Origin of the sequence: Nonomuraea fuscirosea, from assembly GCF_035917475.1 — a bacterium.
Taxonomy (GTDB): Bacteria; Actinomycetota; Actinomycetes; order Streptosporangiales; family Streptosporangiaceae; genus Nonomuraea; species Nonomuraea fuscirosea.
Window position 1 is genome coordinate 4224722 of sequence record NZ_CP109074.1, and the last position, 20621, is coordinate 4245342.

Here is a 20621-nt window from a genome sequence, read left to right on the forward strand (position 1 = left end):
CGCGCGTCAGGCAGACAGGGGCCGGCCGGCCGCGTCGACGGTCGTGCGTACCGCGTGCAGGGCGTCCTGCAGCAGGTCGCGCAGGGCCTGGGTCTCGCCCGGCCGCGTCCATGCCCGGAAGGCCACCTGCTCGGCGAGCATGGCGACGCTCGCGGCGAGGTAGGCGGTATCGGCGTCGCCGCCCCGCTCCGTCAGCGCGGCGGCGATGGCGTCGGTGAGTGCGGCGTTCTTGCCGAGTTCGCGTTCCAGCAGCTCCGGGTTGGCGGCGATGACGGCGTAACGGTGCGCCACCACCGCACGCCGATGCTCCAACAGCTTGTCTGCGACGGCTCCCAGCGCGCGCATGACCACCTCCAGCGGCGGCATGGCCGCGTCCGCGGCCGCGATCTCGCCGATGATCTCCCGCTGCAGCTCCGAGCTCAGCCCGAACAGCACCTCGCGCTTGTCGGCGAAGTGGTTGAAGAACGTTCGCTGGGTGAGCCCCGCCCGCTGGACGATCTCGGCGACCGTCGTGCGCTCGAAGCCCTGTTCGTCGAAGAGCTCGAGCGCGGCGGTCTGCAGGCGGTCGACGGCGCCCGGTTTCCATCGCGGCATACCCCCGAGTCTAGCGCGACTTCACAATGTGCACTCATCGGTGCTAGCGTCATGATTGCACAAGATGCAATCACTTCTGGAGGTCTCCTCATGGTCAAGGTGTCGATCGTCGGCCCCGGCGAGGGCGAACTCATCGCCAACGGCCCGTCCTCGCGGATCCGGATCCTCGAAGACGGCAGCAACACCGCCCACCGCCTGGGCATCGGCGAGGTCGTCATCCCCCCGCACACCCCCGGCCCGCCGCAGCACCGCCACGCCCAGCACGACGAGGGCTTCTACGTCATCTCGGGCACCTTGCGGTTCACCATCGGCGAGGACCGCCACGACGTCGGCCCCGGCACGTGGGTCACCGTCCCGCCGGGCGCGCCGCACACCTTCGCCAACCCCGGCGACGAGCCGGCGGTCATGCTCAACACCTTCACCCCGGACCTGTACGTGCAGTACTTCCGCGACCTCAAGGCCATGGTCGAGTCCGGGCAGCCCATGAACCGCGAGACCATGGCGCCGATCTGGAAGAACTACGCCACCGAGCCGTCCACCGAGTTCGCGCCGTGACCTCCCGCCGGCGCCCCCGCCGAAGGGGCGTCTGAGGAGCGGGCACGGCCCGCCGGGGCGGGCGGGCGGCGGGGACGGCTTCGGCAGGATTCGGCGGGACTTGATACGGTCACTCAAGGTGCGCCGGGAAGTCTGGTCGGCAAGTCCTTGTCCCGTTGCCTGAAGGATGTGCTGACATGCGCGCCCGCGACCTTCCCGCCGACGTTCCCGTGCGCCGTGGCCGCCCGACACCGGCGGCGACCCCGCGGGCCCGGATGTCCGCCGCATGAGCGTGCTGTCCTGGGTCAGCGTGGCGGTCTTCCTGGCCTCCTACGCCCTGATCGCCACCGAGAGGATCCACCGCGTGGCCGCCGCGCTCGGCGGCGCGGGCATCATGCTCGCGATCCACGCCACCGGCGCCGAGGCCGCGTTCTTCTCCGAGCACTCCGGCATCGACTGGAACGTCATCTTCCTGCTGCTCGGCATGATGATCATCGTCGGGGTGCTGAAGCAGACCGGCGTGTTCGAATACCTGGCCATCTGGGCGGCCAAACGCGCCCGCGGCCGGCCGTTCCGGCTGATGGTGCTGCTGGTGCTGATCACCGCCGGGGCGTCCGCGCTGCTCGACAACGTGACCACGGTGCTGCTGATCGCGCCGGTGACGTTCCTGGTGTGCGAACGGCTCGCGGTCAACCCGATCCCGTTCCTCATCGCCGAGGCGCTGTCGTCCAACATCGGCGGCGCCGCCACCCTCGTGGGCGACCCGCCGAACATCATCATCGCCAGCCGCGGCGGCCTGAGCTTCAACGACTTCCTGATCCACATGGCGCCGATGGTGATCGTGCTCATGGTGGTGTTCATCGGCCTGTGCCGGCTGATGTTCGGCCGTTCGTTCCGCTACGACCCGGAACGCGCGGCGGAGGTCATGGCGCTGGACGAGCGGGAGGCCATCGCGGACCGGCGGCTGCTGTGGCAGAGCCTGGCGGTGCTGGCGCTGGTGATGGCGGCGTTCGTGCTGCACCCGGTGCTGCACTACGAGCCGAGCGTGGTCGCGCTGCTCGGCGCCGGCGTGCTGGTGGCCGCGACCAGGGTGACCACCTCCGAGGCCATCGCCGAGGTGGAGTGGCCCACGCTGGTGTTCTTCGCCGGGCTGTTCGTCATGGTCGGCGCCCTGGTCGAGACCGGTGTCATCGCCGGGCTGTCCGAGGCCGCCGTCGCCGCCACAGACGGCCGGCTGGAGCTGACCACGATGGGGCTGCTCGGCGTCTCGGCCGTGCTGTCGGCCATCGTGGACAACATCCCGTACGTGGCCACGATGAGCCCCATCGTCGAGCAGCTCGTGCAGGCCACCGGCGACGGCGGCGGGCAGGTGCTGTGGTGGGCGCTGGCCTTCGGCGCCGACCTGGGCGGCAACGCCACCGCCGTCGGGGCCGCCGCCAACGTGGTCATCCTGGGCATCGCCGCCCGCAACGGCACCCCGATCAGCTTCTGGCAGTTCACCAGGTACGGCCTCATCGTCACCGCGGTCACCGTCGCACTGGTCGCCCCGTACCTGTGGCTGCGTTACCTCATGTGAGCCCGTCCTCCGGCGGCACCGGCACGCCCAGCGCGGTGAGGAAGGCCAGGGCGGCCGGGGACGGCTGGTGGCGGCTCCAGATGAGGTGCTCCATGCGGGCCGGGGCGTCGCTGAGCCGGACCACGGGCAGGTCGGGAAGCTGCGCCACGAACGCCTCCGGCAGCATCCCGATGCCCAGCCCCAGCCGGATCAGGCGGGCCATGAAGTCGGGGGTCGACACCTCGAAGGCGACCTCGCGCGCGATCCCGGCCGCGGCGAACGCCTCGTCGGACTGGCTGCGCCCCGCGGTGCCGGCGGGGAAGTCGACGAACGGCTCGCCGGCCAGCCTGCTCAGCGTCACCCGCTCCTCCCCGGCCAGCGGATGGCCGGGCGTGACCACGGCCACCAGGTCGCCGCGGGCCAGCTCACGCCCGCGCACCCCCTTGGGCCGGGCGCCCGGGGGCAGGCCCAGGAAGGCGACGTCCAGCGTGCCCTGACGGACCCGTTCGACGAACTCCTCGCTCGCGCCGGAGCGCAGGCTGATCCGCACCTCGCGGTGGCGCTGGTGAAAGCGCCGCAGCACGAGCGGCAGATCGACCGCCGTGACGGTGGGGATGGCGCCGATGGCGAGCCGGCCGCGGATCTCGCCCGCGGCGGCGGCCACCTCGGCGCGGGCCCGCTCGGCGGCGTCGAGCGCCTGGCGGGCGGCGGGCAGGAACGCCTCACCCGCCGGGGTCAGCAGGACGCGGCGGCTGGTGCGCTCGAACAGCTTGGCGCCCAGCTCGCGCTCCAGCCGCGCGATCTGGTGGCTCAGCGCCGACTGCACGACCATGCACCGCTCGGCGGCGCGGGTGAAGTTGCTCGTCTCGGCGACGGCGACGACGTAGCGCATCTGCTGCAGCTCCATGGATCAATCGTGAACCACGATCGATCCGATGACAAACATGCGTTGGACTCATCGATCGCCGATCCCCGAGGCTGGACGCATGACGACGACACCCCACCCCGGCGGCCTGTCGCGCTGGTTGCTGCTGCTCATGTCGGCGGCGACCGGGCTGGCGGTCGCGGGCAACTACTTCGCGCAGCCGCTGCTCGACCTCATCGGCCGCGAACTCGGCCTCGGGCCTGCCATGGCCGCGCTGACGGTGACGGCCGCCCAGGCCGGGTACGCGCTGGGCCTGATCCTGCTGGTGCCGCTCGGCGACCTGATGGAGCGGCGCCGCCTCGCCGTCGCGCTGTACGCGGCGACCGCGGTGTTCCTGCTGGTCTCGGCCACCGCGGCCGACGGCACGGTGCTGCTGATCAGCACGGCCCTGACCGGGCTGGCCTCGGTCGGGGCGCAGGTCGTGGTGCCGTTCGCGGCCACACTGGCGGACCCCGCCGAACGCGGCAGAGTCGTCGGCACCGTGATGACCGGGCTGATCCTCGGCCTGCTGCTGGCCCGCACCGCGTCCGGAACGCTGTCGGAGCTGGGCGGCTGGCGGACCGTCTACTGGGTCAACGCCGCCCTGATGGCGCTGACGGCCGTGCTGCTGCGCCTGTTCCTGCCCCGCCTCGGCGGCGACGGCGGGCGCCTGTCCTACCCGGCGCTGCCGCGCTCGACGCTGTCGATGTTCCGCCTGGAGCCGCTGCTGCGCTGGCGGGCGGGCATCGGCGCGCTGAGCCTGGCCTCCTTCAGCGTGCTCTGGACCGCGCTGACGTTCCTGCTGGCAGGCTCCCCCTACGGCTGGACGGAGTCGGCCATCGGCCTGTTCGGCCTGGTCGGCGCGGCAGGCGCGCTGACCGCCACGGTGGCCGGCAGGCTGGCCGACCGCGGCCTCGTCCAGGTCGTGACCGGCGCGGGAACGGTCCTGCTCGTGGCGTCCTGGCTCGCGATCGCCGCGGGGGCCCGCTCGCTGGTGTGGCTGCTGGCCGGCGTGATCCTGCTCGACCTGGCCCACCAGGCGGTGCTCAACAGCAGCCAGAACGTCGTCTACGCGCTGCGGCCGCAGGCCCGCAACCGGATCAACTCCGCGTTCATGACCTCGTTCTTCGTCGGCGGCGCGATCGGCTCCGCGCTGACCTCGCTGGTCTGGGTGCACGCCGGCTGGAGCGGCGTGTGCGTCCTGGGCGGCGCGCTGTCGGCGGGGACGCTCGTGCTCTGGATCCTGGAGCGCCTCACCACCGGCCGGCCCGCCGGCACACCCCCGCGGCCCGTGGCACACCCGGTGCCGGCCGCCTCGACCAAGGGAGAATGACCATGGCACGCACCGTGCTGATCACCGGAGCGACCGGAACCGTCTCCGGCGCGCTCATGAACGCGCTGCGCGGCGCCGACGTCCGGCCGCGCGTGCTCGTCCGCGACACCTCCCGGGCACAGGGCCTGCGCGAACGCGGGGCCGAGGTGTTCGCCGGCGACCTGGGCGACGCCCGGTCGCTGCCGCCCGCCTTCGAAGGCGTGGACGACCTGTGGCTGCTCACCCCGAACGGCCCGCGCGCCCCCGAGCACAGCAGCAACGCCGTCTGGGCCGCCCGCCAGGCCGGGGCGGAGCGCGTCGTGCGCCTGTCCGCGATCGGCGCGGCGCCGGGCGCGCCGAACCGCAGCGGCCGCCTGCACGCGCTGTCGGACCAGGAGCTCGAACGCTCTGGCCTGCGCTGGACGATCCTGCGCCCGCACTGGTTCATGCAGAACCTGCCGAACGAGGCCGGCGACATCGCCGCCACCGGTACCTTCGCGCTGAACATGGGCGCGGCCAGGATCGGCATGATCGACGTGCGCGACGTCGCCGAGTGCGCCGCCCGCGTGCTCCTCGACGGCTCCGGCCGGCACGACGGCCGGGCCTACACCCTCACCGGCCCGCGCTCGCTGACCTTCGACGAGGCGGCCGGCGCGCTGAGCGGCGTCCTCGGCCGGCCGGTCGCCTACCTGCCGGTCGGCGACGACACCCGGCGCAAGACGCTGCTCGGCCACGGCGTGCCGGAGTGGATCGCCGACATGCTGGAGGAGTACGCGCGGGCGTACGCCGGCGGCTGGGGGGACCTGACCACCGGCACGGTGGCCGACCTGCTCGGCCGGGCGCCGCGCGACATCGCCGGCTTCGCCCGCGACCACGCGGCCGCGTTCACCCCGCCCGAGCCCCGCCCGAGCCCTGCTGACGCGTCCCGCTGAGCAGAGGCCGGAACACACGGCCGGAACGCATGGTTTCAGCGCCCGCCGGTCCTCACACGTGGCGGTGCAGGAGCATGCCGGGCCACTCGCCCACGGTGAACGGCGCCGAGCGGATGAAGCCGCAGCTCTCGTAGTAGGCGACCAGGCGGCCGTCACCGCCGGCGTAGCAGTCGACCCGCACCAGCCCGACACCCCGCTCGCGCGCCTCGCCGAAGGCCCACTCCAGCAGCGCCCGCCCGACCCCGTGGCCGGCGTGGCCGCGGTCGGTCACCAGGGCCTGCACGTAGAGCTCGGGCTCGGCGGCGGGCGTGACGTAGCCGTGGGCGGGCCCGACGCTGATGCAGCCGGCGGGGCGGCCGTCGCGTTCGGCGATGCGCATGCCGCCGCCGGCCAGCCAGGAGGCGACCTGCTCGGTGCGGCGCTCGTCGCCGGTGAAGGGCCGCTCGCCCCACTGGCCGGTGCGGCCGTGGGCGGACAACCAGGTGACGGCGCTGTCGAACATGGCCAGGACCGTGGCGACGTCGCCGTCCCGGCCGGGGCGGATGTGCATGATCAGAGGATGTCCTTACCGGTGGTGCCCGCCGTCTCGCCGCCGCGTGCGGGGCGTCAGGCCTTGCTGCTGGTCAGGGCGCTGCCCTTCTTCCACTGCGAGAACGACATCTGCCAGTAGCCCCAGCCGTTGTTCCACTCCAGCTCACGGTTGGAGCCCTTGATGTCGACGACGTCGCCGCGCTGGAAGTGGTCGTAGTACCACTTGGCCTGGTCGGGCCGGGCGTTGACGCAGCCGTGGCTGACGTTGCGCACCCCCTGGGCCCAGACGTTGTTCTTGGCGTGGACGTACTCGCCGGAGTTGGAGATCCGCACCGCGTGGTCGATCATGACGTCGTAGTAGCCGGGATCGCCCTTCTTGCGGCCGGGCGAGATCATGCGCACGGGGCTGCCGCGTTCCATGGTCAGGTGGACGCCCGAGGTCGTGGTGTACTCGCGGGTGGTGGCCATGCCGGCGCTGATGCGCATCGTCTGCACCCGCTTGCCGTCGCGGTAGACGTACATCATGTGCTTGGCGACGTCGACCTTGCTGATCTGCTTGGCGCCGATCTTCAGGTCGGCGGTGTAGTCCTTGGTCCCGTACAGGCCCTTGCCGGCCTTGATGCCGGTGATGTTGGCGTTGAAGGTGACGTTCTGGTGGGCCGGCCAGTACTTGGCGGTGCGGTAGATGACGACGGTGTCGTTGATCCACCGCCAGGCGCCCTGGACGGGCTTTTCCGCCTCGACCTCCAGGGCGCGCTCGATGGTGGCCTTGTTCGTCACCGGCTGGTTGAAGGTCACGATGATGGGCGCGCCGACGCCGAGCTTCTCGCCCTTGGCGTTGGGGGTGACGTCGGCGATCTGCAGCGAACGCTCGGGCTTGGCCGTGGTGAACGTGCTGCTGGCGGTGGTGGCGCCGGCCGTGGCCGAGACGCTGTAGCTGGTGGACGGCTTCAGCGCGGTCTTGGAGACCCAGCGCGTCTTGTCGGTGTTGTACTTGCCGTCCAGCTGCTCGCCGTCGGCCTCGACGACCACGTCCTCCAGGGCGCCGCCGGCGGCGGTGACCACGACCTTCTTGTCGGGGTGGACCTTGGCGGAGCCCTCGGCGGGGGTGATCTTGACGGTGGGGGCCTGCGGGGTGGCCACGGTGGTGCTCTCAGGGGAGTCGGGGCCCGGGGTCGCGGGGCCGGCGCCAGAGCATGACGCGGTCAGCGCTGCGGCCGTGAGCAGCGCGGCTGCGGTGGCGGGTCCCCTCCAGGCAGTCGCAACGTTCAAGATCGTCCTCTCCCCATGAGTACCAAAAGGCACCCCAAAAACCTTAATGCTCCTACATGTAGGACGCGAAATCATTCGAGGAAGTTCGATCACATTTCAATTACTTCTTGACCGGCGAGCGGGCGGCGCCCCCGCCCGCCGGCCGTCGGCGCAGGTCAGGCCGTGGCCCGGGACCGGTTGAGCCGGTGGGTGAGGCCGGTGTGACGGCGGCCCGCCCCCTTCGTCCGTACGGCCTGGGCCAGCGCCCGCCGCGAGCCGACGATCACGACGAGCTTCTTGGCCCTCGTGATGGCGGTGTAGAGGAGGTTGCGCTGCAGCATCATCCACGCGCTGGTGGCCAGCGGGATGACGACGGCGGGGTATTCGCTGCCCTGGGAGCGGTGGATGGAGACGGCGTAGGCGTGGGCGAGCTCGTCGAGTTCGTCGAAGGCGTACTCGACCGACTCCTCCTCGTCGGTCAGGACGGTCAGCTTGTGCTCGTCGGGCCGGATGTCGGTGACGATGCCGACCGTGCCGTTGAACACGCCGGCCGCCCCCTTGTCGTAGTTGTTGCGCAGCTGGGTGACCTTGTCGCCGACGCGGAAGACGCGGCCGCCGTACCGGCGCTCCGGCATGCCCTCCCTGGCCGGGGTGAGCGACTCCTGCAGCGCCGTGTTGAGCGCGCCGGCACCGGCCGCGCCGCGGTGCATCGGGGCCAGCACCTGCACGTCGCGGCGCGGGTCGAGGCGGAACCGCTTGGGGATGCGGCGGGCCACGACGTCCACGGTGAGGGCGGCGATCTCCTCCGGCTCCTCGCACGGGAACAGGAAGAAGTCCTTCATGCCCTCCAGGACGGGGTGGCGGCCGGTGTTGACGCGGTGGGCGTTGACCACCACCCCCGACTCCTGGGCCTGGCGGAAGATCTGGGTCAGCCGTACCCGCGGCACCTCCTCGGCGGCGAGCAGATCCTTCAGCACCTCGCCCGCGCCGACGGAGGGCAGCTGATCGACGTCGCCGACGAACAGCAGGTGGGCGCCGGGCGCGACCGCCTTGACGAGCTTGTTGGCCAGCAGCAGGTCCAGCATGGACGCCTCGTCCACCACGACCAGGTCGGCGTCCAGCGGGTTGTCGCGGTCGAACGTGGCATCGCCGCCAGGCCGCAGCTGCAGCAGGCGGTGCACGGTGGTGGCCTCGTGGCCGGTCAGCTCGGCCAGCCGCTTGGCGGCCCGGCCCGTGGGGGCGGCCAGGATCACCTTCGCGCGCTTGGCGCGGGCCAGCAGCACGATGGAGCGCACCGTGAAGCTCTTGCCGCAGCCCGGCCCGCCGGTCAGCACCGCGACCTTCTCGGTCAGCGCCAGCCGGACCGCCTGGCGCTGTTCGGCGGCCAGCTCGGCGCCGGTCTTGCCGTGCAGCCACGTCTCGGCGCGCTCCCAGTCGACGTCGGCGAACGCCTTGAGCCGGTCGTGACCGCCGTTCAGCAGCGACAGCAGGCCGGAGGCCAGCGACATCTCCGCGCGGTGGAAGGGCGGCAGGTAGACGGCCGGCACCAGGTTGTCGCCGGCGGGGATCTGCTCGCGTACGACGCCCTCGTCGGCGACGAGCTCCTCCAGGCAGGAGGCGACCAGGTCGGCGGGCACCTCCAGGATCTTGACCGCGTCGCCGACGAGATTGGGCGCCGGCAGATAGCAGTGGCCGTCGTCGGCCGCCTGCGACAGCGTGTAGCGCAGCCCGGCCTTGACCCGCTCGGGGCTGTCGTGCGGGATGCCGACCGCCTGGGCGATGGTGTCGGCGGTCTTGAACCCGATCCCCCACACGTCGTCGGCCAGCTGGTACGGGCGGCTCTTGACGACGGAGACCGAGGTGTCGCCGTACTGCTTGAAGATGCGCACCGCGATCGAGGTGGACACCCCGACCCCCTGCAGGAAGATCATCACCTCTTTGATGATCTTCTGCTCCTCCCAGGCGGCGGCGATCATCTTCGTCCGCTTGGGACCGAGACCGGGCACCTCGACCAGGCGCTCGGGCTGCTGCTCGATCACCTCGAGGGTGCCGGTGCCGAAGTGGTCGACGATCCGCTCGGCCATCTTGGGCCCGATCCCCTTGATCAGCCCGGAGCCGAGGTAGCGGCGGATGCCCTGGACGGTGGCCGGCAGCACGGTGGTGTAGGACATCACCTCGAACTGGCGGCCGTAGCGAGGGTGGGAGGTCCACCGGCCGTGCAGCCGCAACGACTCGCCGACCTGCGCGCCGAGCAACGGCCCGACGACGGTCAGCAGATCGGCACCGGTGCGCTCGGTGGCCACGCGGGCGATGGTGTAGCCGGTCTCCTCGTTCGCGTACGTGATCCGCTCAAGTACGGCGTTCAGCGTCGCTCCGGCGTTGTTCGAGCCCTCGTCCTGGCTCCCCACGGGCCTCCCCACACCGAGGAGACTAGGGCAGATCATCCTCACCGCGACACCCGGCCCGGGCCGGGTGTCCGCCTTCGCGGGTACAAAAGTCCAAGACCGGCGGGTGGCCGTCCGTGCATAGTCACCGCATGAGTGAGTACTCGCAGGGGATGTACGTCGCCCGTCACGGCCCGCGGCAGGCGCCGCCAGTGTTGCTCATCCACGGATCGGGGGCCTCGGGCGGCTTCTGGAACCCCGTGGTGCCGGCGCTGGCCGCCCGCCATCACCTCATCCGGGTCGACCTGCCGGGCTGCGGCAAGTCGCCGCCCGCGCCGTCGTACGACGTGCCCGCGCAGGCGGGCCGGGTGGCGGCGCTGCTGGACGACCTCGGCCTCGATCACGTCGCCGTGGTCGCGCACTCCAGCGGCGGCTACATCGCCACCGCGCTGGCCGAGCAGCGGCCCGGCCTCGTGGGTTCGCTCGCGCTGATCAGCGCCGGCCCGCGCCCGGACGCGCTGCTCCGGCAGCCGTTCATCCTCCGGGTCCTGCTGGCCCCGCCCCTGGGGCCGCTCCTGTGGACGAGGCGTACGGACGCGATGATCCGCAAGGGGATCGGCGCGACGGCCGCGCGCCCGGTGCACCTTCCGGGCGACGTGGTCGCCGACGTGCGGAACATCACCTACCGCTCGATGCGGACGGTGCTGCGCCGCAACACCGCCTACATCGCCGAGCGGAGCCTGCCGGAGCGGCTGGCCGCCCTCCGGCTCCCCGTACAGGTGATCTTCGGCGCCGCCGACCCGCGCTGGGATCCGGCGTCGGCGCGCCTGTACGAGGCGGTGCCGGACGCCCGGGTCGAACTGCTGCCCGGCGTCGGGCACCTGCCCATGATGGAAGCCCCGGAGATGGTCGGCGAACTGCTGCTCAGCTTCATGGCGACGAGCCAGCGGCGGCCCTGACCCCGATGCCTAGACTGAGGCTGTGAAGCCGATCGGGACGCCGTCCGGACGGGCGTGGGTGGACGTCGCGGTCCCGGGCCCGTCGGTCCGGCTGCCCGGGGTCAGCATGGCCGGGTTCAGTCATCGGGCGCCGGGCCCGGTCGACATCCCCATGATCGCTTACCCGTCCGTCACCCTGTTCGTCGATCTGAGCGACGGAGAGGGCGCCGTCTACGAGACCCAGGGCCGGCGCGAGCGCGGCAGCGTCGTCGTCGGCCTCCTGCCCGGCGATCTCCGGGCGACCGGGCGGGGAGCCGGCCAGTTGCTCCAGATCCGGCTGGAGCCTGTCGCGGCGGCCGCATTGTTCGGGGCGTCGGCCGAGCTCAGCGGCACGGTGACCGCCCTTGAGGACGTCTGGGGCCGCGACGCCGGGCGAGCCGAGAACAGGCTGCGCGGCGCCGCGTCGTGGGACGAACGGTTCACGATCGCGGCCGGCCTCCTCGGCCGCAGGCTCGGCACCCGCCCACCGGTCGATCCGCAGGTCGCCCACACCTGGCGGCGGACGGTCACCAGCCGGGGACGAGTACGGGTCGACGGCCTGGCCGACGAGGTCGGCTGGAGCCGCAAACGCCTGTGGTCCCGCTTCCGGTCCCAGCTCGGCATCACCCCCAAGCGCGCCGCCCGGCTGGTGCGCTTCGACCACGCCGCCCACCTGCTCGCGGCGGGCCACACCGCCGCCGGCGCCGCCACCGAGAGCGGCTACGTCGACCAGTCCCACCTCCACCGCGAGATCATGACGTTCACCGGCCTCACCCCCTCGGCCCTGGCGGCCGCGCCGTGGCTCGCCATCGACGACGTCGCCTGGCCGTCGGCCGTAGGTACCTGACCATCCGGTTGATCACCCACCCTTGCGTCACAGTCCTGGCTCAGGCCGCACGGGTGTGGCGAAGCGGCGCCACCAAGATCGAGCCCGCCCGCCTTGAGGGCCTCGTTGGCGGCGCTCATGGCCCTGTCTACTAGGCCCACCGCTCGGGTTCGCGCCACCAGCCCCAAAGTAACTCTGAGTAATGTCTCTGGTCCAGCACGTAGTAGTCACGGCTGAGCGGTACCGAGCCGTAGCCATGCCTGTGCCGAGCAGGGTGCCTGGTGAAACTTCGGTGCGATCGGGGGAGAAAGGATCCCTGCCGATGCGCAGAGAGTGGCAACTGGAGGACCTCATCGAGTGCTGGACGCTCGATGAGGCCGAGGTCGAACTACTGGCGAACAAGAGCGGCGCCACCCGTCTCGGGTTCGCCTTGATCCTTAAGTACTTCGAGCTGGAGGGGCGGTTTCCTCGCCGCGAGGACGTCCCAAAGGCGGCTGTGGACTACCTGGCGGGCCAGGTGAAGGTCGATCCGGCCCTGTTCGCCCAGTACCAGTGGGCGGGCAGCACGATCGAGTATCACCGCGCGCAGGTCCGCCAGTTCCACGGCTTCCGGCAGCCGACCGTCGCCGATGAGGACAAGCTGATCTTCTGGCTGGTCGGCGAGATCTGCCCGGTGGAGACCGCGCGGGAGCGGCTGCGGGCCGCGCTGCTGGCCCGCTGCCGAGAGGAACGGATGGAGCCTCCCGCGCCGAAGCGCGTCGAACGCCTCACAGGAGCGGCCGAGGCGATGTTCGAGCGGGAGTTCACCGCCACCACGGTGCAGCGCTGGCCGGCCACGGCGGCCGCCGCGCTGCAGGACTTGATCGCGGTTCCCGATCCCGTCCCGGACGGCGAGGAAGAGGGCGGCGACGACGGCGCGGCGATGCGCAGCTTCTTGCAGGAGCTGAAGGAGGACCCGGGGACGTTGCAACTGGAGACGCTTCTGGCCGAGATCGTCAAGCTGGAGCGGGTCAAGGCGATCGGGCTGCCGGAGACGCTGTTCGAGGGGACCTCGGAGAAGGTCGTGGAGGCGTGGCGGGCGCGGGCGATGCGGATGTATCCCTCCGACTTCGCCGCCGCGCCGGACGCGATCAGGCTGACCCTGCTGGCGGCGTTGTGCTGGGTGCGCAAGACCGAAATGATCGACGGCCTGGTCGAGCTGCTGATCCAGCTCGTGCACAAGATCAGCGTGCGGGCCGAGCGGAAGGTCGAGAACGAGCTGAGCAGCGAGTTCCGGCGGGTGCAGGGCAAGCACCCGTCTGCCCCCGACGCGCGGCCTGGTGGGGCGAAGCTCTTGGTGGCACCCGGCCGTCCACCACTATGGGCGTATTCTGCCGATATGGGGTGGTTGGAACGTTGGTCGGGTCGGTGCGGAAGTTGTACAGGCCATGGCGCGGCCACGGCGTAGCGCCGCGTTCCCGGGGGCGGCGGCGACGTCGTCTCGTCTGGACGACCTGCTCATCGAAGCCGTGTTCAGCGCCGGAGCGCACATCGGCATCGTGTACGTCCTGGCCGCGGGCGGCCATCTGCTGCAGATGCAGACGACGATCGGTCTTCCCGCCACCATCGCCCGGACCTGGGCCAGGGTCAGAGTGCACGACCGCACGCCGGTCGCGGTGTCGGTGCGTGAGCAGAGGCTGATCTGGCTCAGCGACCGAGTGGCCCTGGCGCGCGAATTCCCGGCGGCGGCCTTGTCGCTGCCGTACCACTTCGCGCTGGCGGCCTCGCCGCTTTGCGCCGGGGGTGTCGTCTGGGGCGGAATCGTCATGGGATGGCCTCCGGCGGGCGAGTCCAGGCTCAGCCGGCGCCGGCTCGACATCATCGACGACATCTGCGACAAGATGGGGCGCCTGCTCCGCCAGGCGAGCGAGAGCGGCCGGCCGCTCGTCGCCGGCTCTCCGCCTCGTATCCTGGACCTGGTTCCCGCTCAGCGGCAGGACCCGGCCACCGGCCTGACAGCCTTGGCGTGTCTCGACTCCCTGCCCGAGGGCTACTGTCACCTGGACGCGCACGCGCGAGTCACCCTCGTCACCGCCACGGCCGCCGAATTGCTCGCCGCGCAACCGTCCGAGATGATCGGCAAGCGCTTGTGCAAGGCGCTGCCCTGGCTGGACGATCCTCTCTGTGAGGACCGCTACCGGGCCGCGGTCGTCAGCCACCAGGCCGCGCAGTTCACCGCCCGCCATCCCGACGGCCGGTGGCTGTCGTTCCAGTGCTATCCGCGCCTGCCTGGCGTCACCGTACGGATCACGCCCGCTGACGCGCCCGAGACCGCTTCCGAAGACGCCGACCGGCCTCCTCGGGTGATCGGGCTGCACGACGTGCTCCACCTGGCGACGTGCCTCGCCCGGGCGACGAGCGCTCAGGACATGGTGAACCTGGTGGCCGACCACGTCATGCCGGCCTGCGAGGCCCAGGCCATGGCCGTCTTGACCTGGGACAGCGGGCGGATGCACGTGGTCGGGTCGCGCGGCTACAGCAGCCGCGGCCTGGAGGGGTTCCACGGGCAGCGGATGGTCGGAGCGGTCGGCTGGGCGCGCGGCTACGACGAGGGCAGAGCGGCGTTCTACCCGACCTGGGAGGAGTTCCAGCAGACCTATCCCGACGCCATCCGCATCGACGACATGGGCGCCTGGGCGCTCCTGCCGCTGGTCGCCATGGGCCGGTCCATCGGCACGTGTGTGCTCGCCTATGATCGTCCCCGTCAGTTCAGCGACAGCGAGCGATCCCTTGTCACCGCCCTCGGCGGGCTGATCACCCAGGCGTTCGAACGCGCCTGGCTCTACGACAACAAGCACAAGCTCGCCGAGTCCCTGCAGGCGGGTCAGCTGCCGCAACACCTCCCCGACTTCCCCGGCCTGGACGTGGCCGCCCGCTACCTGCCCGCCACCCCCGGCACGGGCATCGGCGGCGACTTCTACGACTTGATCCGCCTCGGCGACACCCTGGCCGGAGCGGTGATCGGCGACGTCCAGGGCCACGACATGACGGCCTCCGCGCTCATGGGCCAGGTGCGCACCGCCATCCGCGCCCACGCCACCGCCGGTGCCGACCCAGGTCAGGTGCTGGCGCACACCAACCGGCTGCTCACCGAACTGGCTCCGGACCGCTTCACGAGTTGCCTGTACGTCAGCTTCGACCTGCGCCGGCGCACCGCCTGCCTGGCCAGCGCGGGCCACCTGCCGCCGGTACTCGGCCTGCCCGCAGGCCCGGCCGAGATCATCGACACCCCTGACGGCCTGCTGCTCGGCATCGACCCCGACGCCGAGTACGGCACCACGGACGTGAACATCCCGCCCGGCGCGGCCATGGCCCTCTACACCGACGGCCTCGTCGAGAAGCCCGGCCTCGACCTGGGCGACTCCATCGCCGCCCTGGCCGCCCGCTTCACCCCCGAGCCCGGACAGTCCCTGCCCGCCCTGGCCAACGCGCTCATCGAGCACACCACGAACCAGCAGCGTACCGACGACATCGCCCTTCTCCTCCTGCGAACCACCCCGCCGCCATGATGATCACGCCTGCCTGGCCGCCGAACGCACCACGGCGCGCTGCCGCCGCTCGCCGAGCTGTTCGCCCGGCAGGCCCCTACCGCCCCCGGCCCGGCCACCGACGACCCCGGTGGCGCAGCAGCACGATCCGGGGTGGCGGTCATCGGCATGCCACCGATCGGCCGGCTCGTAGTTCGCAAAGGTGAGAACCTGGACAAGACGGGGCTGACTACGTCAAAGACCTTTCAGAACACGGTCAAGTGCCGCAGGTCCCCGGTGCGGCTTCCCGCCGGGAAGGCCCGATGTCCGTTCTGCTCCATGATCGGCAGGAAAGGCCCTTCATGGCGGCCGGCCCGCGGGCGCGCCGGATCGCCCCCTCATCCGCGTGCGCGTACGCGTCGAAGAACCGTGCGGCCGCGCCGGCGGGGAGAGGCACCCATGCGGCGGCGAGGTCCCACGCGGGATCGCCGGCGAACAAGGCGCCGAATCGATCACGCCCGAGGGCGTCCCGTCCGGGACGACGACATTCGCGGGATGGAGGTCACCGTGCGACCACACCACCGATCCCTCCCACTCGGGAGCCGCCACGGCATCGGCCCGGACGGCCCGGACGGCGCGGACATCGCCGACGGCGCCGGGGGCAACGGCCTGAAGGACTGTTCGAAGCCGCCGGTGCACCTCTTGGGGTGAGCGCCAAAGCCCGAACTGGCCGGGGCGTCGGCGGGCGCCTCCGCATGGAGCGCCCTGAGGAAGGCCGCCAACGTGTCGGCCGCGTGGGCGCCGCGGCTGATCGAACCGTGGTCCAGCGGCTCGCCGGGAACCCACGTCATCACGGTCCAGTGCTTGGGGAAGCGCTCGGACGGTTCGCCGGACCGCACCGGGGCCGGCACCGGGAACGGGCGGTGCAGCGGGCGGCGCTGCTCCACCACGCGGGCGAACCCGCTGTCGGCCGCGAACCGGGTTTCGCGGAACGGCAGGTCCGGCCCCAGGCCCTCCCGCGCGGTTGTCGTGGCGACGCGCTTGGCGATGACGGGTGCGCCCTGGGGGCGGTCCCCGAATCCAGACAGCAGGTGCATGCCGCACCCGTCGACAAGAGCGGGCACCAGCACGTCGGCGATCGCGCCGAACGTCTCCGGCAGCCCGGTGTGCTCGGCGGCCGCCCTGGCGACACGGTCGAGCTGCTCCGGCGCTCACGGCATGAACTGGACGACCGATCGGCTGGTTCAGCGACCCGTGCGAGGTGCGCCTGGTGGTGTTGGGTGGACTGGTCCACCCAACACCACCAGGCCCCAGCACTCGATGAGGTCCTCCAGTTGCCACTCTCTGCGCATCGGCAGGGATCCTTTCTCCCCCGATCGCACCGAAGTTTCACCAGGCACCCTGCTCGGCACAGGCATGGCTACGGCTCGGTACCGCTCAGCCGTGACTACTACGTGCTGAACCAGAGACATTACTCAGAGTTACTTTGGGGCTGGTGACGCGAACCCGAGCGGTGGGCCTACTACTGGAACGGTTCCCGCTGGGTTCTCAAGGGCACATGGTTACCCGGACTCCACCGCCTGACCGATGACCTCGGCCAGGACATCGAGCGGTGCAAGATCCGGGCCTACCGGTGCTGATCCGGGCCCGCCACTGATTCGGGCCCGCTCCTGAAAGGAACCGATCGTGATGCCCCCTCGTCTCCAGCTGACCTCCGTGACCGTCGGCACCTCACGGCCGCGTGAGCTCGCGCGCTTCTACGCCCGGCTGCTCGGCTGGCCCGTCACCACGGAGGAGGGGCCGGAGCAGGGCGAGCCCGAGGAGGCGGGGTGGGCGCAGATCCGGGAGCCGCAGGGCGGGGCCGGGCTCACGGTCGGTTTCGAGTGGGAGCGCTGTCACGAGCGGCCGGTGTGGCCGAGCGAGCCCGGGCGGCAGAACGCCTCGCAGCACCTCGACATCAAGGTCGACGACCTGCCCGCGGCTGTCGCGTGGGCGCTGGAGTGCGGGGCGGCCGAGGCCGGGTTCCAGCCGCAGCACGACGTACGCGTGATGCTCGACCCCGACGGGCATCCCTTCTGCCTCTACCTGTGATCGTCGGCCCCGCGCGCGGGAGACACGTTTCCGGCCTTCCCGCTCGGTAAGGACAAGGGCTCGCGGGGATTCGACCAGGAAGGCAGAGATATGAGCACCGACGACAAGATCCGTAACAAGGCTCAGGAGCTCAAGGGACGGGCGAAGGAGAACGTCGGCGACGCCACCGACGACGAGCGGCTGCGCGCCGAGGGGCGCGCCGACCAGACCGAGGGCGGCCTGAAGCAGGCCGGCGAGAAGGTGAAGGACGCGGGCAAGAAGGTGAAGGACACCTTCAAGAAGTGACCGGCGGTCCGCTCCAGGCCAGGGTCAGACCAGCGCCGACCAGGGGGCCGGCGGGCCTGAGGTGAAGAAACGCAGCAGCCCGAGGAGGCGGCCGGCCGCCGGAGCGCTCCAGTGGCGCTCACCCGGATGCGGGACGGGGTCGGCCAGCCGGGCCAGGGCCCACGTGAGGTGGTACCACAGCACGCGGGCCTCCCACGCTGGCGCGTCCGCTTCGCCGGATTCCTCCCGGTAGCCGGCGAGTACCGCCGGCACGCCGGTCAGGGGGACCTTGGCGAAGTCGGCAGCCGCGTCCGCCCACTGCGCGTCGCCCCAGTCCACGATCCCGCTGAGACGGGACGTCGCCGGATGGACGAGCAGGTTCTGCGGCGCGAGGTCGCCGTGCGTCAGGACGAGGGGCGGGTCGGCGGGCAGATGCTCCGCCAGGCGGCCGGTCCAGCCGGTCAGCCAGCGGGCGGCCTCGGCGTCGAGCCAGCCGCCCGTGTGAAGGTCCTCGATGAGGGCCCGCGCGTCCACATCGCCGTCCTGCACGGGGACGGCGGCCAGCGCGGGCCCGGCGGCCCTGCGCACGCGGTGCAGCCGGGCCAGTTCCCTGCCCACCTGGCGCAGCACGTCGGCGGCGCGGTCGGCGGGCAGGTCGAGGCGCGCGAGATCGTCGCCCCGCACCCGGTCCAGCACCATGTACGGCACGTCCACCACCGAGCACGTGTCGTCGAAGGCGACGAGCCGCGGCGTCCGCACTCCCGCGCGCACGGCCACGGGGATGACCTCGGCCTCCTTGACCAGGTCCGCGAGGAAACGCTCGGTTCGCGGGATACGTACCACCAGGTCCTCGCCCAGCAGGAAGGCGTGGTTAGCGACGCCCGGCGGAAGGGGCCGCACCCGGCCGCCGCCGGCCCCGTGCCGGGTAGCGATCGCCGCCAGGGTCTCGGCGCTCGGCTCACGGCCGGACATCGGCATCGGGATCGGCACAGACATGGCCGAGATGGTGACACAGGCAGCACGGGTCCTTCGCCTCCTTTTCCCCGGGCAGAGGTGACGTCTCCAGGACGCGGGCGACTTCCTCAGGACACGGGTGAGTGCCCAGGACGCGGGCGACGCCGCGTCTCAGGCGGCGCCGGCGGCGGCTTCGATCGCCGCCACCCGTCCGTCCACCGGCCCGGCCGGCACGTCCACGATCCGGTAACCGAAGGCGCGATACGTCTCCTCGTGAAGGCGTTCGAACACCAGCGACTCCTCGAACCCGATCCGGCGGGCCGCAGTCGGCTCGCAGAACCCGAGATTGCGGACGAAGAACACGTCCCGCTCATAGACCCCTTCACGGATGATCCGCTCGATCTCGGCGGCCAGCGCCGGCGAGATCGGGTGGCCGACGAACGTGCTCAGGGCGTGCGTGCAGATGGGAGAGCGGTCGAAGAACTGCCACCCCCGCCGAGCAGCCGGGGGAAGCAGAGACGCCCGCCGCTGCACGGCCACGATCTGGTCGATGAAGGACGGCCGCGTCCACGGCTCGTCCTCACCGCGCGCCTGTTCGGCCGCGATCACCGCCGTGGCGGCCTCCTCGACCGTCGCGTGGCCGAGGGCGGCCAGGCGGTGCAGGATCGTCGTCTTTCCGGAACCGGGGGTTCCAGTGAGGATGTAACGCTTCATCGTCGTACGGCTGCCTTCCAGGCACACGAACGGGAAAAGAGAAAAAGGGGGGACGGACGCCACCACGGGGAGAGCCCCCGGACCGGGCGGGGTCGACACGCGCGGCCACCGGAAAGGACTCGCCACGACCCTACACCCGCCGCGTACGGCTCGCGCGACGACGGCCCCGTCCCGCAGACTGCCAGCAGGAGACTTCACGGCTGCGGGAGGCCCCCGATGCCCACACGCGCGACCCTCATCATGGCGGCGTTGCTGCTCACCGCCCGCTGCGAGACCGCGCCTCCCCCACCGGCCCCGCCCGCCCAGGCCGCCCCCACCAGCGGCTGCCAGGCCGCCGCCCGGCTGGAGCCCGGCACCCACCGGCTCGGTCACGCGGGGCTCGAACGCCGCTTCCTGCTGTCGGTCCCGGACGGCGACGGCCCGCACCCCGTCATCCTCGACCTGCACGGCCTCAACTCCACCGCGAGCCGCCAGACCGCCTACAGCCGGCTGGCCGAGGAGGGCTCGCGCCGCGGCTACATCGTGGCCACCCCGCAGGCCGCCGACGGGCGCATGGGCTGGACGCTGCCGCACACCGGCGGCCCCGACGACGCCGCGTTCCTGGCCGCGCTCCTCGACCACCTGCGGCGCAACCTGTGCGTCGATCCCGGCCGCGAGTTCGCGGCCGGCATGTCCTACGGCGCCGCCATGTCCGCCGCGCTGATCTGCGCCCTGGACGGACGCCTGGCCGCCGTCGCCGCCGTGGCCGGGCTCAACATCGTCCGCCCCTGCGAGCGGGCCGTCCCGACCACGATCGTGGCCTTCCACGGCACCGCCGACCGCATCGTCCCCTACCGCGGCGGTCATCCGCTGCCCGACGCCACCGGCGACCTGCGCGCGCTCGCCGATCTTGTCGTGCTCGACCCGGTGCAGCGGGCGGCGGACGGCTGGGCCGCCCGCCTCGGCTGCGCCGGCCGCACCACGCGCTCCCTCACCCGCCAGGTACGGCTGCGCGAGTGGACCTCGTGCCCGGCCGGCGTCGCCCTGCGCCTCTACACGGTCGAAGGGGGCGGTCACACCTGGCCCGGCGGCATCGAGCTGCCCTGGCTCGGGGCGACGGCCCGCGACCTGGACGCCACCGGCCTGATCCTCGACACCTTCGACCGCGCGCCCTCCCGGTGACCACCGGGCCCCGGCTCACCGGGTCATCGGCAGCGTGCGCACGCCGTACACGAGACTGAAGACCGAGCCCGCGCCGTCATCCACCCGCTGGCTTAACTGCGACTGGATGCGCAAGTATCAGCCGCTGTGTC

General features: G+C 71.9%; 19 protein-coding genes and 1 pseudogene. 11 read left to right on the forward strand and 9 right to left on the reverse strand.

Annotated features, from left to right (window positions below):
- Positions 1-6: 6 nt before the first annotated feature.
- Complete coding sequence (locus OIE67_RS19175) at positions 7-594, reverse strand: TetR/AcrR family transcriptional regulator (RefSeq protein ID WP_326642182.1); 588 nt, start codon at positions 592-594, stop codon at positions 7-9.
- Positions 595-684: 90 nt separating this feature from the next.
- On the opposite strand from OIE67_RS19175, the gene OIE67_RS19180 reads away from it, so the two are divergent.
- A complete protein-coding gene (locus OIE67_RS19180) occupies positions 685-1149 on the forward strand; it encodes a cupin domain-containing protein (protein WP_326642183.1) in 465 nt (154 codons plus the stop codon).
- A 265-nt stretch (positions 1150-1414) separates the two neighbouring features.
- Complete coding sequence (locus tag OIE67_RS19185) at positions 1415-2704, forward strand: ArsB/NhaD family transporter (protein ID WP_326642184.1); 1290 nt, start codon at positions 1415-1417, stop codon at positions 2702-2704.
- On the opposite strand, the gene OIE67_RS19190 is transcribed toward OIE67_RS19185, so the two are convergent.
- On the reverse strand, positions 2697-3590 hold the full coding sequence (locus OIE67_RS19190; protein ID WP_326642185.1) for a LysR family transcriptional regulator: 894 nt from the start codon (positions 3588-3590) through the stop codon (positions 2697-2699). The two genes, OIE67_RS19185 and OIE67_RS19190, sit on opposite strands and share 8 nt — an antisense overlap.
- A 79-nt stretch (positions 3591-3669) precedes the next feature.
- Here OIE67_RS19190 and OIE67_RS19195 point away from each other — a divergent pair, with 79 nt between their 5' ends.
- Together OIE67_RS19195 and OIE67_RS19200 are read left to right on the forward strand one after the other, a co-directional pair.
- Complete coding sequence (locus OIE67_RS19195; protein ID WP_326642188.1) at positions 3670-4920, forward strand: MFS transporter; 1251 nt, start codon at positions 3670-3672, stop codon at positions 4918-4920.
- A gap of 2 nt (positions 4921-4922) precedes the next feature.
- Positions 4923-5831 carry an SDR family oxidoreductase gene (locus OIE67_RS19200; protein ID WP_326642190.1) on the forward strand — a complete coding sequence of 303 codons (909 nt, stop codon included), beginning with the start codon at positions 4923-4925 and terminating at the stop codon, positions 5829-5831.
- 52 nt (positions 5832-5883) lie between these two features.
- Here OIE67_RS19200 and OIE67_RS19205 read toward each other — a convergent pair whose 3' ends face one another.
- From OIE67_RS19205 to recD2, 3 genes are all read right to left on the reverse strand, one after another.
- Entirely contained in the window at positions 5884-6381 is a 498-nt protein-coding gene (locus tag OIE67_RS19205) for a GNAT family N-acetyltransferase (RefSeq protein WP_326642191.1), read from the reverse strand.
- Between the two features lie 56 nt (positions 6382-6437).
- The gene (locus OIE67_RS19210) at positions 6438-7634 is read right to left on the reverse strand and encodes a L,D-transpeptidase (RefSeq protein ID WP_326642193.1); all 1197 of its coding nucleotides are present in this window, start codon (positions 7632-7634) and stop codon (positions 6438-6440) included.
- A 155-nt stretch (positions 7635-7789) separates the two neighbouring features.
- Positions 7790-10057, reverse strand: coding sequence for an SF1B family DNA helicase RecD2 (gene recD2 / locus OIE67_RS19215; RefSeq protein WP_407674902.1), 2268 nt, complete (start codon positions 10055-10057; stop codon positions 7790-7792).
- 92 nt (positions 10058-10149) lie between these two features.
- Between recD2 and OIE67_RS19220 the strand changes: the two genes are divergently transcribed.
- The 4 genes from OIE67_RS19220 to OIE67_RS19235 all read left to right on the forward strand — a co-directional run bounded on the left by OIE67_RS19220 (position 10150) and on the right by OIE67_RS19235 (position 15348).
- Positions 10150-10956, forward strand: a complete 807-nt coding sequence (locus tag OIE67_RS19220) for an alpha/beta fold hydrolase (RefSeq protein ID WP_326642195.1) — start codon at positions 10150-10152, stop codon at positions 10954-10956.
- A gap of 22 nt (positions 10957-10978) precedes the next feature.
- On the forward strand, positions 10979-11821 hold the full coding sequence (locus OIE67_RS19225; protein WP_326642197.1) for an AraC family transcriptional regulator: 843 nt from the start codon (positions 10979-10981) through the stop codon (positions 11819-11821).
- A 301-nt stretch (positions 11822-12122) separates the two neighbouring features.
- Entirely contained in the window at positions 12123-13247 is a 1125-nt protein-coding gene (locus tag OIE67_RS19230) for a DUF4158 domain-containing protein (protein ID WP_326642199.1), read from the forward strand.
- Complete coding sequence (locus OIE67_RS19235) at positions 13228-15348, forward strand: PP2C family protein-serine/threonine phosphatase (protein ID WP_326642201.1); 2121 nt, start codon at positions 13228-13230, stop codon at positions 15346-15348. Before OIE67_RS19230 ends, OIE67_RS19235 begins: the two co-directional genes overlap by 20 nt.
- A 318-nt stretch (positions 15349-15666) precedes the next feature.
- Here OIE67_RS19235 and OIE67_RS19240 read toward each other — a convergent pair whose 3' ends face one another.
- Together OIE67_RS19240 and OIE67_RS19245 are read right to left on the reverse strand one after the other, a co-directional pair.
- Positions 15667-16152, reverse strand: coding sequence for a phosphotransferase (locus OIE67_RS19240; protein WP_326645400.1), 486 nt, complete (start codon positions 16150-16152; stop codon positions 15667-15669).
- A pseudogene (locus OIE67_RS19245) lies at positions 16095-16403 on the reverse strand (hypothetical protein); the annotation flags it as partial. The pseudogene OIE67_RS19245 and the gene OIE67_RS19240, both read right to left, overlap by 58 nt.
- 592 nt (positions 16404-16995) lie before the next feature.
- On the opposite strand from OIE67_RS19245, the gene OIE67_RS19250 reads away from it, so the two are divergent.
- Both OIE67_RS19250 and OIE67_RS19255 read left to right on the forward strand, forming a co-directional pair.
- Positions 16996-17397, forward strand: coding sequence for a VOC family protein (locus tag OIE67_RS19250; RefSeq protein WP_326645402.1), 402 nt, complete (start codon positions 16996-16998; stop codon positions 17395-17397).
- A gap of 90 nt (positions 17398-17487) precedes the next feature.
- Positions 17488-17682, forward strand: a complete 195-nt coding sequence (locus OIE67_RS19255) for a CsbD family protein (protein WP_106239867.1) — start codon at positions 17488-17490, stop codon at positions 17680-17682.
- A gap of 24 nt (positions 17683-17706) precedes the next feature.
- On the opposite strand, the gene OIE67_RS19260 is transcribed toward OIE67_RS19255, so the two are convergent.
- Both OIE67_RS19260 and OIE67_RS19265 read right to left on the reverse strand, forming a co-directional pair.
- Positions 17707-18657: a phosphotransferase family protein gene (locus OIE67_RS19260; protein ID WP_326642205.1), complete on the reverse strand. Its 951-nt coding sequence runs from the start codon at positions 18655-18657 to the stop codon at positions 17707-17709.
- A 129-nt stretch (positions 18658-18786) separates the two neighbouring features.
- On the reverse strand, positions 18787-19329 hold the full coding sequence (locus OIE67_RS19265; protein WP_326642207.1) for an AAA family ATPase: 543 nt from the start codon (positions 19327-19329) through the stop codon (positions 18787-18789).
- A gap of 216 nt (positions 19330-19545) precedes the next feature.
- On the opposite strand from OIE67_RS19265, the gene OIE67_RS19270 reads away from it, so the two are divergent.
- On the forward strand, positions 19546-20490 hold the full coding sequence (locus OIE67_RS19270; protein WP_326642209.1) for an alpha/beta hydrolase family esterase: 945 nt from the start codon (positions 19546-19548) through the stop codon (positions 20488-20490).
- Positions 20491-20621: the final 131 nt, after the last annotated feature.

Bases quoted from the DNA above. Each gene is read 5' to 3' on its own strand.
- OIE67_RS19175 (WP_326642182.1), bottom strand. From the start codon at position 594: ATGCCGCGATGGAAACCGGGCGCCGTCGACCGCCTGCAGACCGCCGCG.
- OIE67_RS19180 (WP_326642183.1), top strand. From the start codon at position 685: ATGGTCAAGGTGTCGATCGTCGGCCCCGGCGAGGGCGAACTCATCGCC.
- OIE67_RS19185 (WP_326642184.1), top strand. From the start codon at position 1,415: ATGAGCGTGCTGTCCTGGGTCAGCGTGGCGGTCTTCCTGGCCTCCTAC.
- OIE67_RS19190 (WP_326642185.1), bottom strand. From the start codon at position 3,590: ATGGAGCTGCAGCAGATGCGCTACGTCGTCGCCGTCGCCGAGACGAGC.
- OIE67_RS19195 (WP_326642188.1), top strand. From the start codon at position 3,670: ATGACGACGACACCCCACCCCGGCGGCCTGTCGCGCTGGTTGCTGCTG.
- OIE67_RS19200 (WP_326642190.1), top strand. From the start codon at position 4,923: ATGGCACGCACCGTGCTGATCACCGGAGCGACCGGAACCGTCTCCGGC.
- OIE67_RS19205 (WP_326642191.1), bottom strand. From the start codon at position 6,381: ATGCACATCCGCCCCGGCCGGGACGGCGACGTCGCCACGGTCCTGGCC.
- recD2 (WP_407674902.1), bottom strand. From the start codon at position 10,057: ATGATCTGCCCTAGTCTCCTCGGTGTGGGGAGGCCCGTGGGGAGCCAG.
- OIE67_RS19220 (WP_326642195.1), top strand. From the start codon at position 10,150: ATGAGTGAGTACTCGCAGGGGATGTACGTCGCCCGTCACGGCCCGCGG.
- OIE67_RS19230 (WP_326642199.1), top strand. From the start codon at position 12,123: ATGCGCAGAGAGTGGCAACTGGAGGACCTCATCGAGTGCTGGACGCTC.
- OIE67_RS19235 (WP_326642201.1), top strand. From the start codon at position 13,228: ATGGCGCGGCCACGGCGTAGCGCCGCGTTCCCGGGGGCGGCGGCGACG.
- OIE67_RS19250 (WP_326645402.1), top strand. From the start codon at position 16,996: ATGCCCCCTCGTCTCCAGCTGACCTCCGTGACCGTCGGCACCTCACGG.
- OIE67_RS19255 (WP_106239867.1), top strand. From the start codon at position 17,488: ATGAGCACCGACGACAAGATCCGTAACAAGGCTCAGGAGCTCAAGGGA.
- OIE67_RS19260 (WP_326642205.1), bottom strand. From the start codon at position 18,657: ATGTCTGTGCCGATCCCGATGCCGATGTCCGGCCGTGAGCCGAGCGCC.
- OIE67_RS19265 (WP_326642207.1), bottom strand. From the start codon at position 19,329: ATGAAGCGTTACATCCTCACTGGAACCCCCGGTTCCGGAAAGACGACG.
- OIE67_RS19270 (WP_326642209.1), top strand. From the start codon at position 19,546: ATGCCCACACGCGCGACCCTCATCATGGCGGCGTTGCTGCTCACCGCC.